This is a genomic window from Nonomuraea sp. NPDC050540, from assembly GCF_044457485.1.
In the GTDB taxonomy this organism is placed as follows: Bacteria; Actinomycetota; Actinomycetes; order Streptosporangiales; family Streptosporangiaceae; genus Nonomuraea.
Genome location: NZ_JBITHA010000018.1, coordinates 109,256 through 122,939, shown reverse-complemented (window position 1 = coordinate 122,939; position 13,684 = coordinate 109,256). Strand labels below are relative to the sequence as shown.

General features: G+C 70.9%; 13 protein-coding genes. 8 read left to right on the top strand and 5 right to left on the bottom strand.

Annotated features, from left to right (window positions below):
• Window positions 1-107 precede the first annotated feature (107 nt).
• Window positions 108-1,067 carry a response regulator transcription factor gene (locus tag ACIBI5_RS43265; RefSeq protein WP_397096777.1) on the top strand — a complete coding sequence of 320 codons (960 nt, stop codon included), beginning with the start codon at window positions 108-110 and terminating at the stop codon, window positions 1,065-1,067.
• Here ACIBI5_RS43265 and ACIBI5_RS43260 read toward each other — a convergent pair.
• Window positions 1,056-1,484 carry an ATP-binding protein gene (locus ACIBI5_RS43260; RefSeq protein ID WP_397255957.1) on the bottom strand — a complete coding sequence of 143 codons (429 nt, stop codon included), beginning with the start codon at window positions 1,482-1,484 and terminating at the stop codon, window positions 1,056-1,058. The two genes, ACIBI5_RS43265 and ACIBI5_RS43260, sit on opposite strands and share 12 nt — an antisense overlap.
• A gap of 161 nt (window positions 1,485-1,645) precedes the next feature.
• Between ACIBI5_RS43260 and ACIBI5_RS43255 the strand changes: the two genes are divergently transcribed.
• From ACIBI5_RS43255 to ACIBI5_RS43235, 5 genes are all read left to right on the top strand, one after another.
• A complete protein-coding gene (locus ACIBI5_RS43255) occupies window positions 1,646-2,113 on the top strand; it encodes an adenylyltransferase/cytidyltransferase family protein (RefSeq protein WP_397255955.1) in 468 nt (155 codons plus the stop codon).
• Window positions 2,114-2,253: 140 nt separating this feature from the next.
• Complete coding sequence (gene thrS / locus ACIBI5_RS43250) at window positions 2,254-3,429, top strand: threonine--tRNA ligase (protein ID WP_397255953.1); 1,176 nt, start codon at window positions 2,254-2,256, stop codon at window positions 3,427-3,429.
• A 103-nt stretch (window positions 3,430-3,532) separates the two neighbouring features.
• Window positions 3,533-5,497 carry a TRAP transporter permease gene (locus ACIBI5_RS43245; RefSeq protein WP_397255951.1) on the top strand — a complete coding sequence of 655 codons (1,965 nt, stop codon included), beginning with the start codon at window positions 3,533-3,535 and terminating at the stop codon, window positions 5,495-5,497.
• On the top strand, window positions 5,494-6,438 hold the full coding sequence (locus tag ACIBI5_RS43240) for a TAXI family TRAP transporter solute-binding subunit (RefSeq protein ID WP_397255949.1): 945 nt from the start codon (window positions 5,494-5,496) through the stop codon (window positions 6,436-6,438). Before ACIBI5_RS43245 ends, ACIBI5_RS43240 begins: the two co-directional genes overlap by 4 nt.
• Window positions 6,435-6,986 (top strand): DUF1850 domain-containing protein, encoded by a 552-nt coding sequence (locus ACIBI5_RS43235; RefSeq protein ID WP_397256109.1) that lies wholly within the window; start codon window positions 6,435-6,437, stop codon window positions 6,984-6,986. Before ACIBI5_RS43240 ends, ACIBI5_RS43235 begins: the two co-directional genes overlap by 4 nt.
• On the opposite strand, the gene ACIBI5_RS43230 is transcribed toward ACIBI5_RS43235, so the two are convergent.
• The 3 genes from ACIBI5_RS43230 to ACIBI5_RS43220 form a co-directional block, all read right to left on the bottom strand.
• Window positions 6,881-7,852: a magnesium transporter CorA family protein gene (locus ACIBI5_RS43230; RefSeq protein WP_397255947.1), complete on the bottom strand. Its 972-nt coding sequence runs from the start codon at window positions 7,850-7,852 to the stop codon at window positions 6,881-6,883. The genes ACIBI5_RS43235 and ACIBI5_RS43230 overlap by 106 nt on opposite strands.
• Before the next feature lie 22 nt (window positions 7,853-7,874).
• Window positions 7,875-9,566 carry a hypothetical protein gene (locus tag ACIBI5_RS43225; RefSeq protein ID WP_397255945.1) on the bottom strand — a complete coding sequence of 564 codons (1,692 nt, stop codon included), beginning with the start codon at window positions 9,564-9,566 and terminating at the stop codon, window positions 7,875-7,877.
• A 99-nt stretch (window positions 9,567-9,665) separates the two neighbouring features.
• Complete coding sequence (locus tag ACIBI5_RS43220) at window positions 9,666-10,817, bottom strand: kynureninase (RefSeq protein ID WP_397256107.1); 1,152 nt, start codon at window positions 10,815-10,817, stop codon at window positions 9,666-9,668.
• A gap of 99 nt (window positions 10,818-10,916) precedes the next feature.
• Here ACIBI5_RS43220 and ACIBI5_RS43215 point away from each other — a divergent pair, with 99 nt between their 5' ends.
• Complete coding sequence (locus ACIBI5_RS43215; protein WP_397255943.1) at window positions 10,917-11,681, top strand: IclR family transcriptional regulator; 765 nt, start codon at window positions 10,917-10,919, stop codon at window positions 11,679-11,681.
• A gap of 7 nt (window positions 11,682-11,688) precedes the next feature.
• On the opposite strand, the gene ACIBI5_RS43210 is transcribed toward ACIBI5_RS43215, so the two are convergent.
• Window positions 11,689-13,011: an MFS transporter gene (locus tag ACIBI5_RS43210; protein ID WP_397255941.1), complete on the bottom strand. Its 1,323-nt coding sequence runs from the start codon at window positions 13,009-13,011 to the stop codon at window positions 11,689-11,691.
• Window positions 13,012-13,088: 77 nt separating this feature from the next.
• Here ACIBI5_RS43210 and ACIBI5_RS43205 point away from each other — a divergent pair, with 77 nt between their 5' ends.
• Window positions 13,089-13,676 (top strand): TetR/AcrR family transcriptional regulator, encoded by a 588-nt coding sequence (locus ACIBI5_RS43205; RefSeq protein WP_397255939.1) that lies wholly within the window; start codon window positions 13,089-13,091, stop codon window positions 13,674-13,676.
• Window positions 13,677-13,684: the final 8 nt, after the last annotated feature.

Below are 13,684 nucleotides of genomic sequence, written 5' to 3'. Positions count from 1 at the left end.
GAATCGGTCTTCAGGTGGGGCCGGGCGGTTTTCTGGAGACTTGGGGAAACCGATGCCGAGTGCGCAGCACAAAAGCTCATGAATTCCGCCCAGTGGTATAAAGAGCCGTGGCCGAGATCCCCCTGCTACAGGCGTTCGCCGAGGTCGGCTACCAGGTGGCGGGCGGAGGCGGCGCCCACGGCGCCATGGCCGCGCTGCGCCGGGTCGTCCCCGTCGACGCCTACGAGTTCGTGGCCTACGACCCCGACACCGGCCGCCACCGCAGCGTCGTCTCCAGCGGCCACGAGCGCATCGATCGCGACGCCGCGGAGGAGTACGCCGCCCTCGACGCCTACAAGCGCGCGATGGCCGCCCGCGCCCCGCTGGCCATGCCGGACCCGGGCACCCGCCGCTACTTCCGCCGCCACCTGGAGCCATACGGCTGGCGCGCGGGCCTGACCGCGCCGCTGTTCCTGGCCGAGGGCCGCTACACCGGCCTGCTCCACCTGGCCTACCGCCAGGCGCCGCCCGAGGGCGCGGACGCGCTGGTCGAGGCGGCCGCGCCGACGCTGGCCCACGTCACGGACCTGTCGCGGTGCGTGGTCGCCCCCACCGCGCCGCCCGCCGGCTACCGCGCCGTCGCCTTCGACCGGGCAGGGGTACGGCGGGCCGTACCGGGAACCGAGCCCTCGCCCGCCCTGTACGGCGAGCCCGGCCTGGCCGCCTTCGCCCGCGCCTTCATCGACTCGCGCGAGCTGAGCAGGCGCGGCCTGTGGCTGGACGCGGCCGGCCAGTGGCGCGACGTGCGCGTGATCAGGGCGGGGGTCGGCTTCCAGGGCTCCCTGCAGGGGGCGGTGGTCGCCGAGCGGCCGTGCGGCCTGCCGTACGAGCTGACCGGGCGTGAGGTGGACGTGCTGACCCGCGTGGCCGCGGGGGACTCCAACCCGCAGATCGCCGCGGCGCTGGTGCTGAGCGTGCGGACGGTCACCACGCACCTGGAGCACATCTTCACCAAGCTCGGCTGCGACAGCCGCACCCGGCTGACGACCAAGGCGCTGGCCGAGGGGCTGTGCCGGTTAGACCTGTAACGCCCAGACCTCGGGGACGGTGACCAGCAGCAGCTCGAACCAGACGCGGTTGGCCCCGTTGGAACGTTCGAATCCCCAGCGGTGGCTGAGCGCCTCCAGCAGCGGCAGGCCCCGTCCGCCGGTGGTCAGCCCGCCGGCGCGGCAGGCGCACGGCGGCGCGTCGGAGCCCGCGTCCTCCACGCACACCCGCACCAGGTCGCCGGTGGCCCGGACGCTGACGGTGAACGTGCCCCCGGCGCCCGACTGGGTGTGCAGGACGGCGTTGGTGGCCAGCTCGCTGGTGAGCAGCACGGCCTCGTCGTGTAAAGGGTGATCGCGCCCGATCGCGCTGGTCACGGCGTTCCTGGCCCGTGCGACCTGGGCCGGTGCCCCCGGTAGCCGGACGACCGATTGGCTGTGAAAGTCCGGCGCTGCCATGGCGACCTCCCCGATTTCGCTGACCTCATGAGACGCGCGAGGAGGGGGTCGCAGATTATCGCGAAAAGGTAGGAATGCCCTTTCCCATGGTCGCCTGCGCGCCCGTTTGCCATGACCAAGTACGCTGCGATCGACGAGTCCGCCGACGGAGGAGAGCACGGGTGAGCAGCCTCGAGGCCGTGTGGGTGCGACCCTACGACCAGCCGGGCGCGGCGTACGTGACCGGTGTGTTCGACATCCTGCACGTCGGCCACGTGCGCTACCTCGACGCCGTGGCCGCCCGCGGGCTGCCGCTGGTGATCGGCGTCGAGGACGATCCCCGCGTACGCGCGTGGAAGGGACCCACACGCCCGGTCAACCCCGCCGCCGAGCGGGCCGAGGTGCTGGCCGCGCTGCGCTGCGTGAGCGGCGTGTTCGTGGTGACCGGCCCGCCCGAGGCCCACGGCCCCGAGGACTACATCGACCTCATGGCGCCCATGCGTCCCGGCGCGCTGGCCCACACCGCGGGCGACCCGCACGCGGGCGGCCGGTGCGCGGCCGCGGCGCTGCTCGGCGCCGAGTGCTGGGAGCTGGAGGCCATCCCCGGCCGCTCCACCACCCGGATCGTGAATGCGGCCCAGGGACGCTGATGCTACGGTGAGCCCCATGCAGCGCGTTCACGTCACGACGACGCCGGACCCCGTCCCGGCGCGCTGATTCCTGCTCTCCGGGCGAACGCCCGGAGACGCGCTCGAAGGTCGTTCGCCCCCTTCCATCCAGGGGAACCACCATGAACGATCACCGCAAGCTCGGCCGCGAACTCGCCATCTTCGGCACCGACCCGCTCATCGGCTCGGGACTGCCCTACCTGCTGCCCGCGGGCGCCGCCGTCCGCAAGGCCGTCGAGGACTACGTCCACGAGCTCGAACGCCGCAACGGCTACCAGCACGTCAACTCGCCCGTCCTCGGCAAACAGGAGCTCTACGAGCTGTCGGGCCACTGGTCCCACTACAGCGAGGACATGTTCCCGCCGATGGAGGTGGGCGGCGAGCGCTTCGTGCTGCGGCCGAGCCTGTGCCCCCACCACGCCCTCATCTATCGCTCGCGCCGGCGCAGCCACCGCGAGCTGCCGCTGCGCCTGGCCGAGCTGGGCGGGCAGTACCGCTCGGAGATGTCCGGCGTGCTCGGCGGCCTGAACCGGGTGCGCTCGATCCAGCTCAACGACGGCCACGTGTTCTGCCCTCCCGAGCGGGCCGCCGACGAGGTCGCCGCCGCGCTCGACCTCATCGAGGCCGCCCACGCCCAGCTCGGCATCAAGGCCGCCCGCTACCGGCTGTCGCTGGGCGGTTCGTCGGACAAGTTCGTCGACGACCCCGCGCTGTGGGCGAGCTCGGAGCGGGTGCTGCGCGAGGTGCTGCACGCGCGCGGCCGGTCCTATGACGAGGAGTACGGCGAGGCCGCCTTCTACGGCCCGAAAATCGACATCCAGATAGCCGACCCGGCGGGCCGCGAGTCGACCCTGTCCACCGTCCAGGTCGACCTCTACATGCCCGGGCGCTTCGAGCTGTCCTACGTGGGCGGTGGGCGCCCGGCCATGGTGCACCGCAGCGTCGTCGGCGGCATGGAACGGCTGCTGTCCCACCTGGTAGAGGCGCACGGCGGCGCGCTGCCGGCCTGGCTGGCACCGGTGCAGGCGGTGGTGGTGCCGCTGTCGGAGGCTGAGCTGCCGGCCGCCCACGACCTGGTACGGCGCTGCGTCGAGGCGGGCCTGCGGGCCGAGCTGGCCCACCCGGACCGCGGCAGCCTCGGGGCCAGGATCCGGGCGCATCGGCTGGTGCCGTACCAGCTGGTGGTGGGGCCGCGCGAGGCGGCGGACGGATCGTGCGCGGTGCGGCGGCGCGACGGCGGGCAGGAGGGAAACGTGCCCGTCGCCGAGCTCGCCGCGCGTTCCCGCCCGATTTTCTGACCGCTGAATTATCGTCGAGAAATCAATGAGATAACGGACCCTTCCCAGGGACCTAAACAGGCTCGTAAAGTCCCCCCCAACGCCATGTCGGGGAGGCAAGAACGTGACCGAAGTAAGTGACAAGCGTGCGGCCGAGTTGGTCTCGGCCGCGGAGGGGGAACGTCCGGCCCGTGAATTGTCCGGGCCGTTACGGCTCGGCGTCTGGATCATCGGCGGCCTCCTGTCGGCCTACTCCCTCGTCGTGGTCTTCCAGCCGGTGGAGCCGGTGCAGCACCGGATGACGTTCCTGGCCGTGGCGCTGCCGCTGGTCTTCCTGCGCTACCGCTCCGGCCTGGTCTCCCTGGTGCGGCGCCTGCGCCGGCAGGAGCCCGTTGAGCAGCAGCGCGGCGAGGCGCCCACGATCCTCGACTGGGTGCTCGCCGCGCTGTCGCTCGGTGTCCTGCTCTACCCGCTGCTCGACATCGACGCCTTCCGCGACCGCGGTTCCAGCTCCAACCTCAGCACCTGGGACATCATCGGCGGGCTGGGCCTGACCGTGCTGCTCCTGGAAGCGGTACGCCGCACGGTCGGCAGCGCCCTCAGCATCATTTGCGGAATTTTCCTGGTATATGCCTACCTCGGGAACTATTTGCCGGTCAGCTGGCCGATCGGGCACCGCGGATTCGACCTCGGCCAGATCATCTCCCAGCTCTACACCGGCACAGAAGGATTCTTCGGCGTCCCGATGCAGGTGGCGGCCAGTTACATCATCCTTTTCACCATCTACGGCGCGGTCCTCGACTACTCCGGCGCCAGCAAGTTCTTCATCGACCTGAGCTTCGCCGCCTTCCGCAAGTCGCGGGCCGCCCCCGGCCGCACCGTCACCACCGCGGGATTCCTGCTCGGCACCGTCTCCGGCTCCGGCACCGCCACCACCGTCAGCCTCGGCAGCGTGGCCTGGCCGGTGCTCAAGCGGGCCGGCTACCCCCGCGAGGCCGCGGGCGGCATCCTGGCCGCCAGCGGCATCGGCGCGATCCTGTCGCCGCCCACGCTGGGCGCGGCCGCCTTCATCATCGCCGAGCAGCTCGGGGTCGGCTACCTGACGGTGCTGCTCTACGCGACGATCCCCACGATCCTGTACTACCTCGGCATCTTCCTGGCCATCGAGATCGACTCGCGGCGGTTCGGCACCCACGCCGTCCAGGTGGACGCGCCCAAGGCCGGCAAGCTCATGCTGCGCTTCGGCTACCACTTCAGCTCGCTCATCCTCATCATCGTGCTGATGGCGCTGGACCGCTCGGCCTTCCAGTCGGTCGTCATCGCCACCCTCGTCGCGTTCGCGCTGTCCTTCCTCGACCCCGCCCACCGCATGGGGCCCAAGCGCGTCGGGCAGGCGCTGGCCAAGGGCACGCTGGAGGTGCTGCCGGTCACCGCGGTCTGCGCGGCGGCGGGCATCATCGTCGGCGTCATCACCCAGACCGGGCTCGGGCTCAACCTCAGCTCGATCATCGTGGACGTGGCCGCGGGCAACCTGATCTTCACCACGATCATGGCGGGCCTGGCGGTCATGCTGCTGGGCCTGGCGGTGCCCGTGACCGCGAGCTACATCATCGCCGCGGTCATCATCGCCCCCGCGCTCATGACGCTCGGCGTCGACAAGGCCGAGGCGTACATGTTCATCTTCTACTACGCGGTGCTGTCGGAGGTGAGCCCGCCCACGGCGCTGTCGGCCGTCGCGGCGGCGGCCATCACCGGTGGCAACAGCTACCGCACGATGATGATGACCTGGCGTTACACGCTGCCCGCCTTCCTGGTGCCGTTCGCCTTCGTGCTCACGCCCAACGGGCAGGCGCTGCTGGCCCAGGGGCCGATCGGGACCATCCTGGCGCTGACCGCCGTCTCCGGGGTCGCCGTCCTGGCGCTGGCGATGGCCACCGGCGGCTTCACCGGGTGGCCCGAGCGCGTGATCGCGGCGGTCGCCGGAATCCTCCTGCTCTTCCTCGAACCTGTCCCGATCGTCGCCGGTTTCGCGGTTCTGGCCGTGGCGACAGCCGTACATCTCATTCGAAAAAGGAGAACTCCAGCGTGAAACGTGTGCTCATCACCCTGGCGGCGGCTGTCGTGGCGCTCGCCGCGGCCGCGGGCTGCGGCGGCGGCAACAGGTTGTCCATCGCCACCGGCGGCACCACGGGCGTCTACTACGTCTACGGCGGCGGCCTGGCCAAGCAGATCCAGGCCAACGTCGCCAACACCCAGGCCACGGCCTCGGTCACCTCGGCGTCGGTGGAGAACATCAAGCTGCTGGCCACCGGCAAGGCCGACATCGGCTTCTCCCAGACCGACACCGCGGCCGACGCGGTCAACGGCGTCGGCTCGTTCACCGAGAAGCAGCCGATCCAGGCGATCGCCCGCATCTACGACAACTACGCGCAGGTCGTCGTCGCGCCCGGTGTGGCCGCCACCAAGGTCGCCGATCTGAAGGGCAAGCGCGTCTCGCTCGGCCCGCCCAACTCCGGCACCCAGGTCATGGCCCGCCGCATGATGGAGGCGGCCGGGCTCAACCCCGACAGCGACGTCACCAAGTCGCAGCTGTCGATCAACGAGTCGGTGCAGGCGGTCAAGGACGGCACCATCGACGCCTTCTTCTGGGTCGGCGGCGTGCCCACCGCCGGAATCGTGGACCTGGCCACGAGCAAGCCGGACATGAAGATGCTCGACACCAGCGACGTGCTGAGCGGCATGCAGACCAAGTTCGGCAAGCAGTACGTGACGCTCGACGTGGACCTGGCGGGCTCCTACAAGCTCACCGGCGCGATCAAGACGATGGCCGTCGGCAACGTGCTGCTCGTGCCGGACAAGATGGACGAGCAGCTCGCCTACGACATCACCAAGACCCTGTTCGAGAAGAAGGCCGAGCTGGTCAAGGTGCACTCGGAGGCGAACAAGCTCGACCCCAAGCTCGGCCAGCAGGTCGAGCCGGTCGTGCTGCACCCCGGCGCGGCCCGCTACTTCAAGGAGACCCAGGGCTGATCAGGCTCCTGCTCGCGCTGCTCGCGGCCCTGGCGCTCGGCTCGGGCGCCGCCGCTGGCGGCCCCGCCGTCCACGGCCTGGCCCTGGGCCGGGGCGGCTTCGCCCTGACCTACGTGCACTCCATGTACCACGCGCCCTCCGCGGAGATCTTCTCCGTGGAGGGCCGCCGTTTCACCATGCGCGCGGTGATCTCCGAGAGCGCCGGCGTGCTCGACTACTACGCCCTCGACGGCGCCCGCTCGCGCACGGAGGGCGGCCTGTGGGTGCTGCGGCTGTCGGCGCCGGTCACCTACGACGGCCTGGAGCTCATCGCCAGCCCCGTCGGCCGCCGCACGCTCGTGGCGGGCGGCCGCTGCCTGCCGCTCTACCCCGCCTCCGGCGCCGCGCGGGTACGGCTGGCCGTCGGCGCCGCCCAGCCGGGCGGCGCCGCCGCGGCCCCGTGCTACAACCAGTCCTTCTTCTTGAAGACGGTGTACAGGGCCACCGAGGCGCCCGCCACGACCATGGTCGACATCCAGAAGCCCCACGGCTGGCCCTCGCCCGGATAGGGCACGTTCTGCCCGTAGAAGCCGGTGATCGCGGTCGGCACCGCGATGATGGCAGCCCACCCGGTCAGCCGCTTCATGATCTCGTTGAGCTTGAAGCCCTGCTGGGCCAGGTGGGTCTCGCGCAGGTTGCTGATCAGCTCGCGCAGCGAGTCGACCCAGTCGGTCACGCGCAGCACGTGGTCGTAGACGTCCTGGTAGTAGGGGCCCATCTCGGCGTTGACCAGGACCTGCCGGTCGCGGCGCACCAGCGTCGAGAGCACCTCGCGCATGGGCAGCGTGACCTTGCGGAAGCGCACCATGTTCTTGCGCAGCCGGAACGTGCGCCGCTGCAGCTCCCGGTTGTTGCCGGCCTCGCCGAACAGCGCGTCCTCCAGCTCCTCGACCTGGCCGTCGAGCGTCTGCACCAGGTCGAAATGCCCGTCCACGACGTAGTCGAGCAGCCCGTGCAGCAGGAAGGCCACGCCGTGGCGGGCGGTGTGCTCCCCGCTGGCGTCCCAGCGGGCGACCACGTCGTCGATGGTGAAGCGGTCGTTCTCCCGTACGGTCACCAGCGCGTTCTTCGTCACGAAGACGTTGATCTCCACCGGGTCGAGGTCGCCCTCCTCGTCCAGGTAGATCCCGTACACGGTGATGAACAGGTGGCTGTCGTACACGTCGAGCTTGGGCCGCTGGTGGTCGTTGAGCACGTCCTCCACGGCCAGCTCGTGCAGACCCAGTTCCTCGCTGATGACGCCGAGCTGGCCGGGGGTGGGGGAGCACAGGTCGAACCAGACCACGCAGTCGTCGTCGCAGACGTACTCGGAGACGTCGGCGATGGGGAAACCCTTCTTCACCACGACGCCGTCTTTATACAACCGGGTGCGCATTTACCGCATTATGGCCTATCGCCTAGCGGGCGCTGTTCCGGAACGGCTTCGCGGGCCCGCCCAGGTTCGGCGTTCCCAGCAGTTTCCCGGACGAGAGCGCGTAGATGCCGTCGTTGGTGAACACCCACACGATCTTCCTGTCCCATTCGGTGTAGATGGCATGGGTCTGGTTGCCGAGCGCGTAGTCGGGGACGGCGGCGCTGTATCCCGCGGGCACGAACTGGGCGGCGATCTTCGGCCGGCGCACGTCACGCGTGTCGAAGAACTGCACGCCCGCGTTGTAGAAGGCGTAGGCGAGCAGGCCCTGGGCCGGGTCGCCTGGCGAGGTGTAGGAGCCGGAGCGCTTGGGGCCGAAACTGCCGCCGCGCTGGCAGTAGTCGCCGAACCGGGCGCCGGGCGCGGGCTTCGGGCGGGGCAGCGCGCCGACGATCCTGGGCTTGGCGGGGTTGCGGGCGTCGACCTGGAAGACGTCCTTGTAGGGCTCGTGGCAGTCCTCGCCGAGCGGGTAGCCGGAGACGTAGACCATGCCGGTCTTCTCGTACTGGGAGACGTCGACGTTGTCGGCTTCGGTGCCGCCGGAGGAGACGGGGAGGTCCAGATGCGCGATCTCCCGCATCTTGGACGGATCCGAAATATCGAGAATCGACAGGCCGTAGCCGCCCATGGCGGCGAAGCCGTATTTTCCGGCGACGAAGAACGGCATCCGGGCGCCCATCCACGACGTGCGGTTGCCGCAGCGCGGGTTCTTGGCGTAGGCGGCCTCCTCGCCCGCCACCTGGCCCTTGCGGTGCCACTCGCCGACCAGGCGCGGCCTGGTCAGATCGGACATGTCGTAGGCCTGGTAGCCGGGGGAGTAGAGGTAGGTGGGGACCTCGGTGTTGCTCCAGCTGTCCAGCGGCGCGACGGCGACGTACATGTACTTTCCGCCGGTCCAGTAGGGCACGTCGAGGGAGCCTGAGCCCTGCTGCACGCCCGGCTCCGGGCCGCTCAGCGTCGGGTCGGTGGTGACCGTGGACAGCAGCGTCCAGTCCTTCCTGCGCGGGCCGTCCAGGCGGTAGACCTTGAAGCCCTTGAACGTCGTCTGCGCGCGCAGCTTCGCCACGCCCTCCGGGTTGCCGAACTTCGAGCGCTCCGGGCTGTCGCCGAGCTCCTCGACCTGCCGCTTCTGCTCGAACGACTGGATCATCACGTAGTGGCCGTCGCGCCACTGGATGGTGGCCGCGCCCCAGTAGTCGGCCTGCTTCCAGTCCTTGCCGGTGAGCCGCTCGACGATCCGCACCCTGCGTACGTCGGTGACGTCGTAGACCCGGGCCTCGGTGCGGTCGTACTGGAACAGGTAGCGGCGCCCGCCGAAGTCGACCACGTTCTGCCAGGTGTGGAAGTAGTCAGGGGTGAAGTCGGGGCCTCGGTAGGCCGCCTCGACCTTGATCGGGCCCTCGGTGTAGGAGCGGGGGTCGTAACCCTTGGTCTTCGGGAACAGGTCCTTCGCGCCGCCGGGGAAGGAGACGCGCTCCTCGCCCGGCGGCGTCAGGTCGGGGTGGCGGAAAGAGCCGTCGAGCTGCATGCCGTACGTGCCGGGGCCGGGGTCGCCGGGGCGGCGGTCGCCGCACACCGTGGGGACGCCGTCATCGGCGGCCTGCGCCGTGGCCGGAGGGACTGTCAGCAGACCGGCCACGCTCGCCGTGGCGAGGGCGCGGTGGAGGAGTCGGCGCATCGGGGGGTGCCTTTCGTGGGGGATGCGCCAAGAGTGCCGATCACCGCTCATGTTCCCAAGAGCCGGTTCCACCGCGCGGAACCGGCCGCGCGGCGTGCGTCAGGTGACGGCCAGGCGGACCGCGTACCTCTCCTCGCGCCACACTTCCTTCTCCAGCACCTCGGCCACGGTCTGGGCGGCGTTCCAGACGTCCACGTAGCGGGTGTAGAGGGGGGCGAAGCCGAAGCGCAGGATGTCGGGGGCGCGGAAGTCGCCGTGCACGCCGTGGTCGATGAGCGCGCGCATCACCGGGTAGCCGTCGTGGTGGTAGAAGCTCACCTGGCTGCCGCGGCGCTCGGGGTCGCGCGGGGAGGCCAGCTCCAGCCTGGCGCCGACCAGGTCGATGAAGAGCGAGGTCAGCGCCATGCTCTTGGCGCGGACCTGGTCGAGGTCGACTCGTTCCCACATGTCCAGCGCCGCTTCCAGCGCGGCGAACGACAGCACGTGCGGGGTGCTGACCGTGAAGCGCCGGATGCCGTCGGCCCGCCGGAAGCCGGGTTCGAACGCGAACGGCTCGGCGTGGCCGTACCAGCCGGACAGGACGTTCTCCGCGGCGGCCTGGTGGCGTGGATGGACGCGGAGGAAGGCGGGGGCGCCGGGGCCGCCGTTGAGGTACTTGTAGGTGCAGCCGACGGCGAAGTCGGCGGCCGAGACGTCCACGCGCAGCGCGCCGACGCTGTGGCAGACGTCCCAGATCATCAGCGCGCCCGCCTCCTGGACGCGGGCGGTGACCTCGGGCACGTCGTAGCGGGCGCCGGTGCGGTAGTCCACCTCCGACAGCAGGACGGCTGCGGCGTCGTCGAAGCGGCCCTCACCGATGTCGCGCAGTTCCCCGAGGCCCTCGATCATGTAGTTGTCGGTGGGGAAGTTGCCGCGGTCCACGACGATCACGTCACGGCCGGGGCGCAGGCGCATGGCGGCGTTGACGGCCTGGTAGACGGCGATGGAGGTGGTGTTGCCCGCCACGACCTCGCCGGGTCCGGCGCCGATCAGCGGGGCCAGGCGGTCGCCGGTGGTCAGGGGCTGGGCGTACCAGCCCGCCTCGTTCCAGCCGCCGACGAGGTGGCGGCCCCACTCGTCCTCGACGGCCTGCCGCACGCGCTCGGCCGCGGTACGCGGCGGCGCCCCCAGCGAGTTGCCGACCAGGTAGATCTCGTCCTCCGGCAGCGCGAACTCGTCCCGGAACGCGCGCAGCGGGTCTTCTTGGTCCATGGCCAGGCAGGCCAGGCGATCAACCACTGGTCAGCTCCTCAATAAATGCACATTTAACGCCTATGTTGGTATAGAACCCCTGGTGGGCGATAGACAAGAATGCGTTCCGTGACACGGAACCCGGACCGTCTCTCGATGCTGGAGAAATCCTGGCTCGTGCTGGACGCCTTCCGCCCCACCGGCGGCCCGCTGCGCCTCATCGAGGTCGCCGAGCGCTGCCAGCTCCCCAAGACCACCGCCTACCGGCTCCTCACCGACCTGACCGCCATCGGCGCCGTCGAGCGCCGCGAGCGCGGTTACGTCCTGGGGCGGCGGCTGTTCGAGCTGGGCAGTACGGTTCCGCTGGAGCGCGACCTGCGGCACGCGGCGCTGCCGTTCATGCACGACCTGTACGAAGCCACGCGCGAGACCATCCACCTCGGGGTCCGCGACGGACTCGACGTCGTCTACGTCGAGAAGCTGCGGGCGCACGAGTCGCTCGCGCTGCCCTCGCGCGTCGGTGGCCGCCTGCCCCTGAACTGCACCGGAGTGGGAAAGGCGCTGCTGGCCTACTCCTCGCAGGGCCTCATCGACGAGGTGCTCGCCCGGCCCCTGCGCCGGCTCACCGCGCACTCCATCGTGGACGCCAAGCGGCTGGAGGAGGCGATCGGCCAGATCCAGGTGGCCGGGCTCGCCTATGAGCGGGAGGAGGCGCAGATCGGCGGCGCCTGCATCGCCGCGCCCATCTTCCGCGAGGGCACGGTCGTGGCCGCGCTCTCGGTGTCGGTCCCGCTGTCGCGCTTCCACCCGACACGCCTGGCCCCCGCGGTCAAGACCGCCGCCCTGGGCGTCTCCCGGGCTCTGACCCGCTCCACCCTCCGCTGACCCTCCCCTACGGCGAGCGGGTGACCGGGGCGCCGGTCACGAGGTCCTGGGGGCGGACCAGCACCAGCGCGATGACCGCCGTCACGACCGACAGCGCCGCGGCCGTGTACATGACCAGGGAGGCGCCGCCAGCGGCGTAGGGAATGCCGAGCAGGCCCACACCGGCCGCCGCCCCGATGGCCAGCATGGTGTTGACCATGCCGGAGGCCATCCCGGCCCGCTCCTTCTCCACCACGTTGACCGCGAGCGTGGTCTTGGGCGTCGCGGCCAGGCCGCCGCCCACGCCCCACAGGATCAGGCCTGGCAGGAAGTCCCAGGCACTCGCGGCCGGTGCGAAGGTCATGGCCATGTGGACGCCGCCGAGCCCCAGGACGGCCGACCCCCCGGCGATGAGGAACGACGGAGAGAACCGGGCCAGAAGCTTGCCCGCCAGCAGGCCGGTGAGCAGCTGGGGGATGAGGATGGCGGCCATGAGCAGGCCGGTGGCCAGCGGGGTGAGGCCGAGCTCGCGTTCGAAGTACAGGACGTAGTAGACCGAGCTGCCGATCGTGGCCACCCGGGAGACGAACGCCAGCAGCGAGGCGGCCACGAACGTCGGGATGCGGAACAGCGACAGGTCGAGGACCGGGGCCACGGCCCGGCGTTCCACCAGGAGGAAGGCGGCCAGCAGGAGGACGGCGGCGGCTCCGTACCACCACTGGGCGAGGGTGAGGGCCAGGTTGGCCGCGGTGAGAAGGAGCAGCAGCAGCGCCGCGCCCGGCCAGTCGATCGGCGCGGTGCCGCGCGCGGCGTCGGCGGGCAGGACGCGGCGGCACAGGAACAGGGCCACGATGCCCACGGGCACGTTGACCAGGAACAACGCGCGCCAGTCCGCCACGGCGAGCAGGATGCCGCCGAGCACCGGCGCGGCGGCCCCCGCAGCGCCGAGCGTGGTGCCCCAGACGGCGATGGCCATGTTGCGGCGCTGGCCCTCGTAGGTCTGCGCGAGCATCGGCAGCGCGTTGGCCATGATCAGCGCGGCCCCGGCGCCCTGGGCGAGCCTGGCCAGGTCCAGGGCGAGCGCCGACTGGGCCAGGCCGCAGGCCAGCGAGGACACGGTGAACACGGTGATGCCCGCCGTGAACATCGTGCGCCGGCCCAGCCGGTCCGACAGCGAGGCGGCGGGCTGCTGCAGGGCGCCGAAGGTGACGGTGTAGCCGATGATGATCCACTGCGCGGCCGCCAGCCCGCCGCCGAGGTCGGACTGGATGGCCGGCAGCGCGATGGAGACGATCGTGATGTCGATGACGAGCAGCGCGGTCGCGGCGATCGTCATGATCAGGACGGCCAAGGGGAACTCCTTAGGGAAGGCTGCCCTCACCTTAAAGTCCACACGTGTGAACTTCAAGGCTGATAAGCTGCCGCCCGATGGAGCGCACCAGGAAGCGGCCCGAGTTCCGCAAGGGGCGGCCGACGCTCACCCGCGAGGCCATCGGGCGCGCGGTGCTCGAACTCGGCGACGCGGAGCTGACCATGCGCGCGCTCGCCGCGCACCTGGAGGTCACGCCGCGGGCGCTGTACAAGTACGTGGCCGACCGCGACGACGCCGTACGCCTGGCCGCCGACCAGCTCCAGAGCCAATGGCTCCTGCCCGAGCTCGACCCGGCCCGGTGGCGCGACAGCCTGCGCGAGCTCTGCCTCGGCCTGCTCGACCTCTACCGGCGCCACCCGGCGGCGCTGCGCCTGGCCGAGACCACCGCGCTCGACGTGCACGAGAACACCCGGCGCTCCAACGAGGCCATGCTCGCCTTCTTCGCCGCGCTCGGCCTGCCGCCCCGCGAAGCCCACCGCGCCTGGCGCCAGACGATCGCCGTCGTGGCCGGGCACAGCGAGATCGAGCGCTGGCGCGCCCGCGCCTCGGCCCACCGGGAGATGCCCTCGGAAGAGGACACCTTCGACGACGTCGTGGAGATGCTCGCCGCCTGGATCGCCGCCCTCGCCGCCACCAGTACGTAAACCTTCCG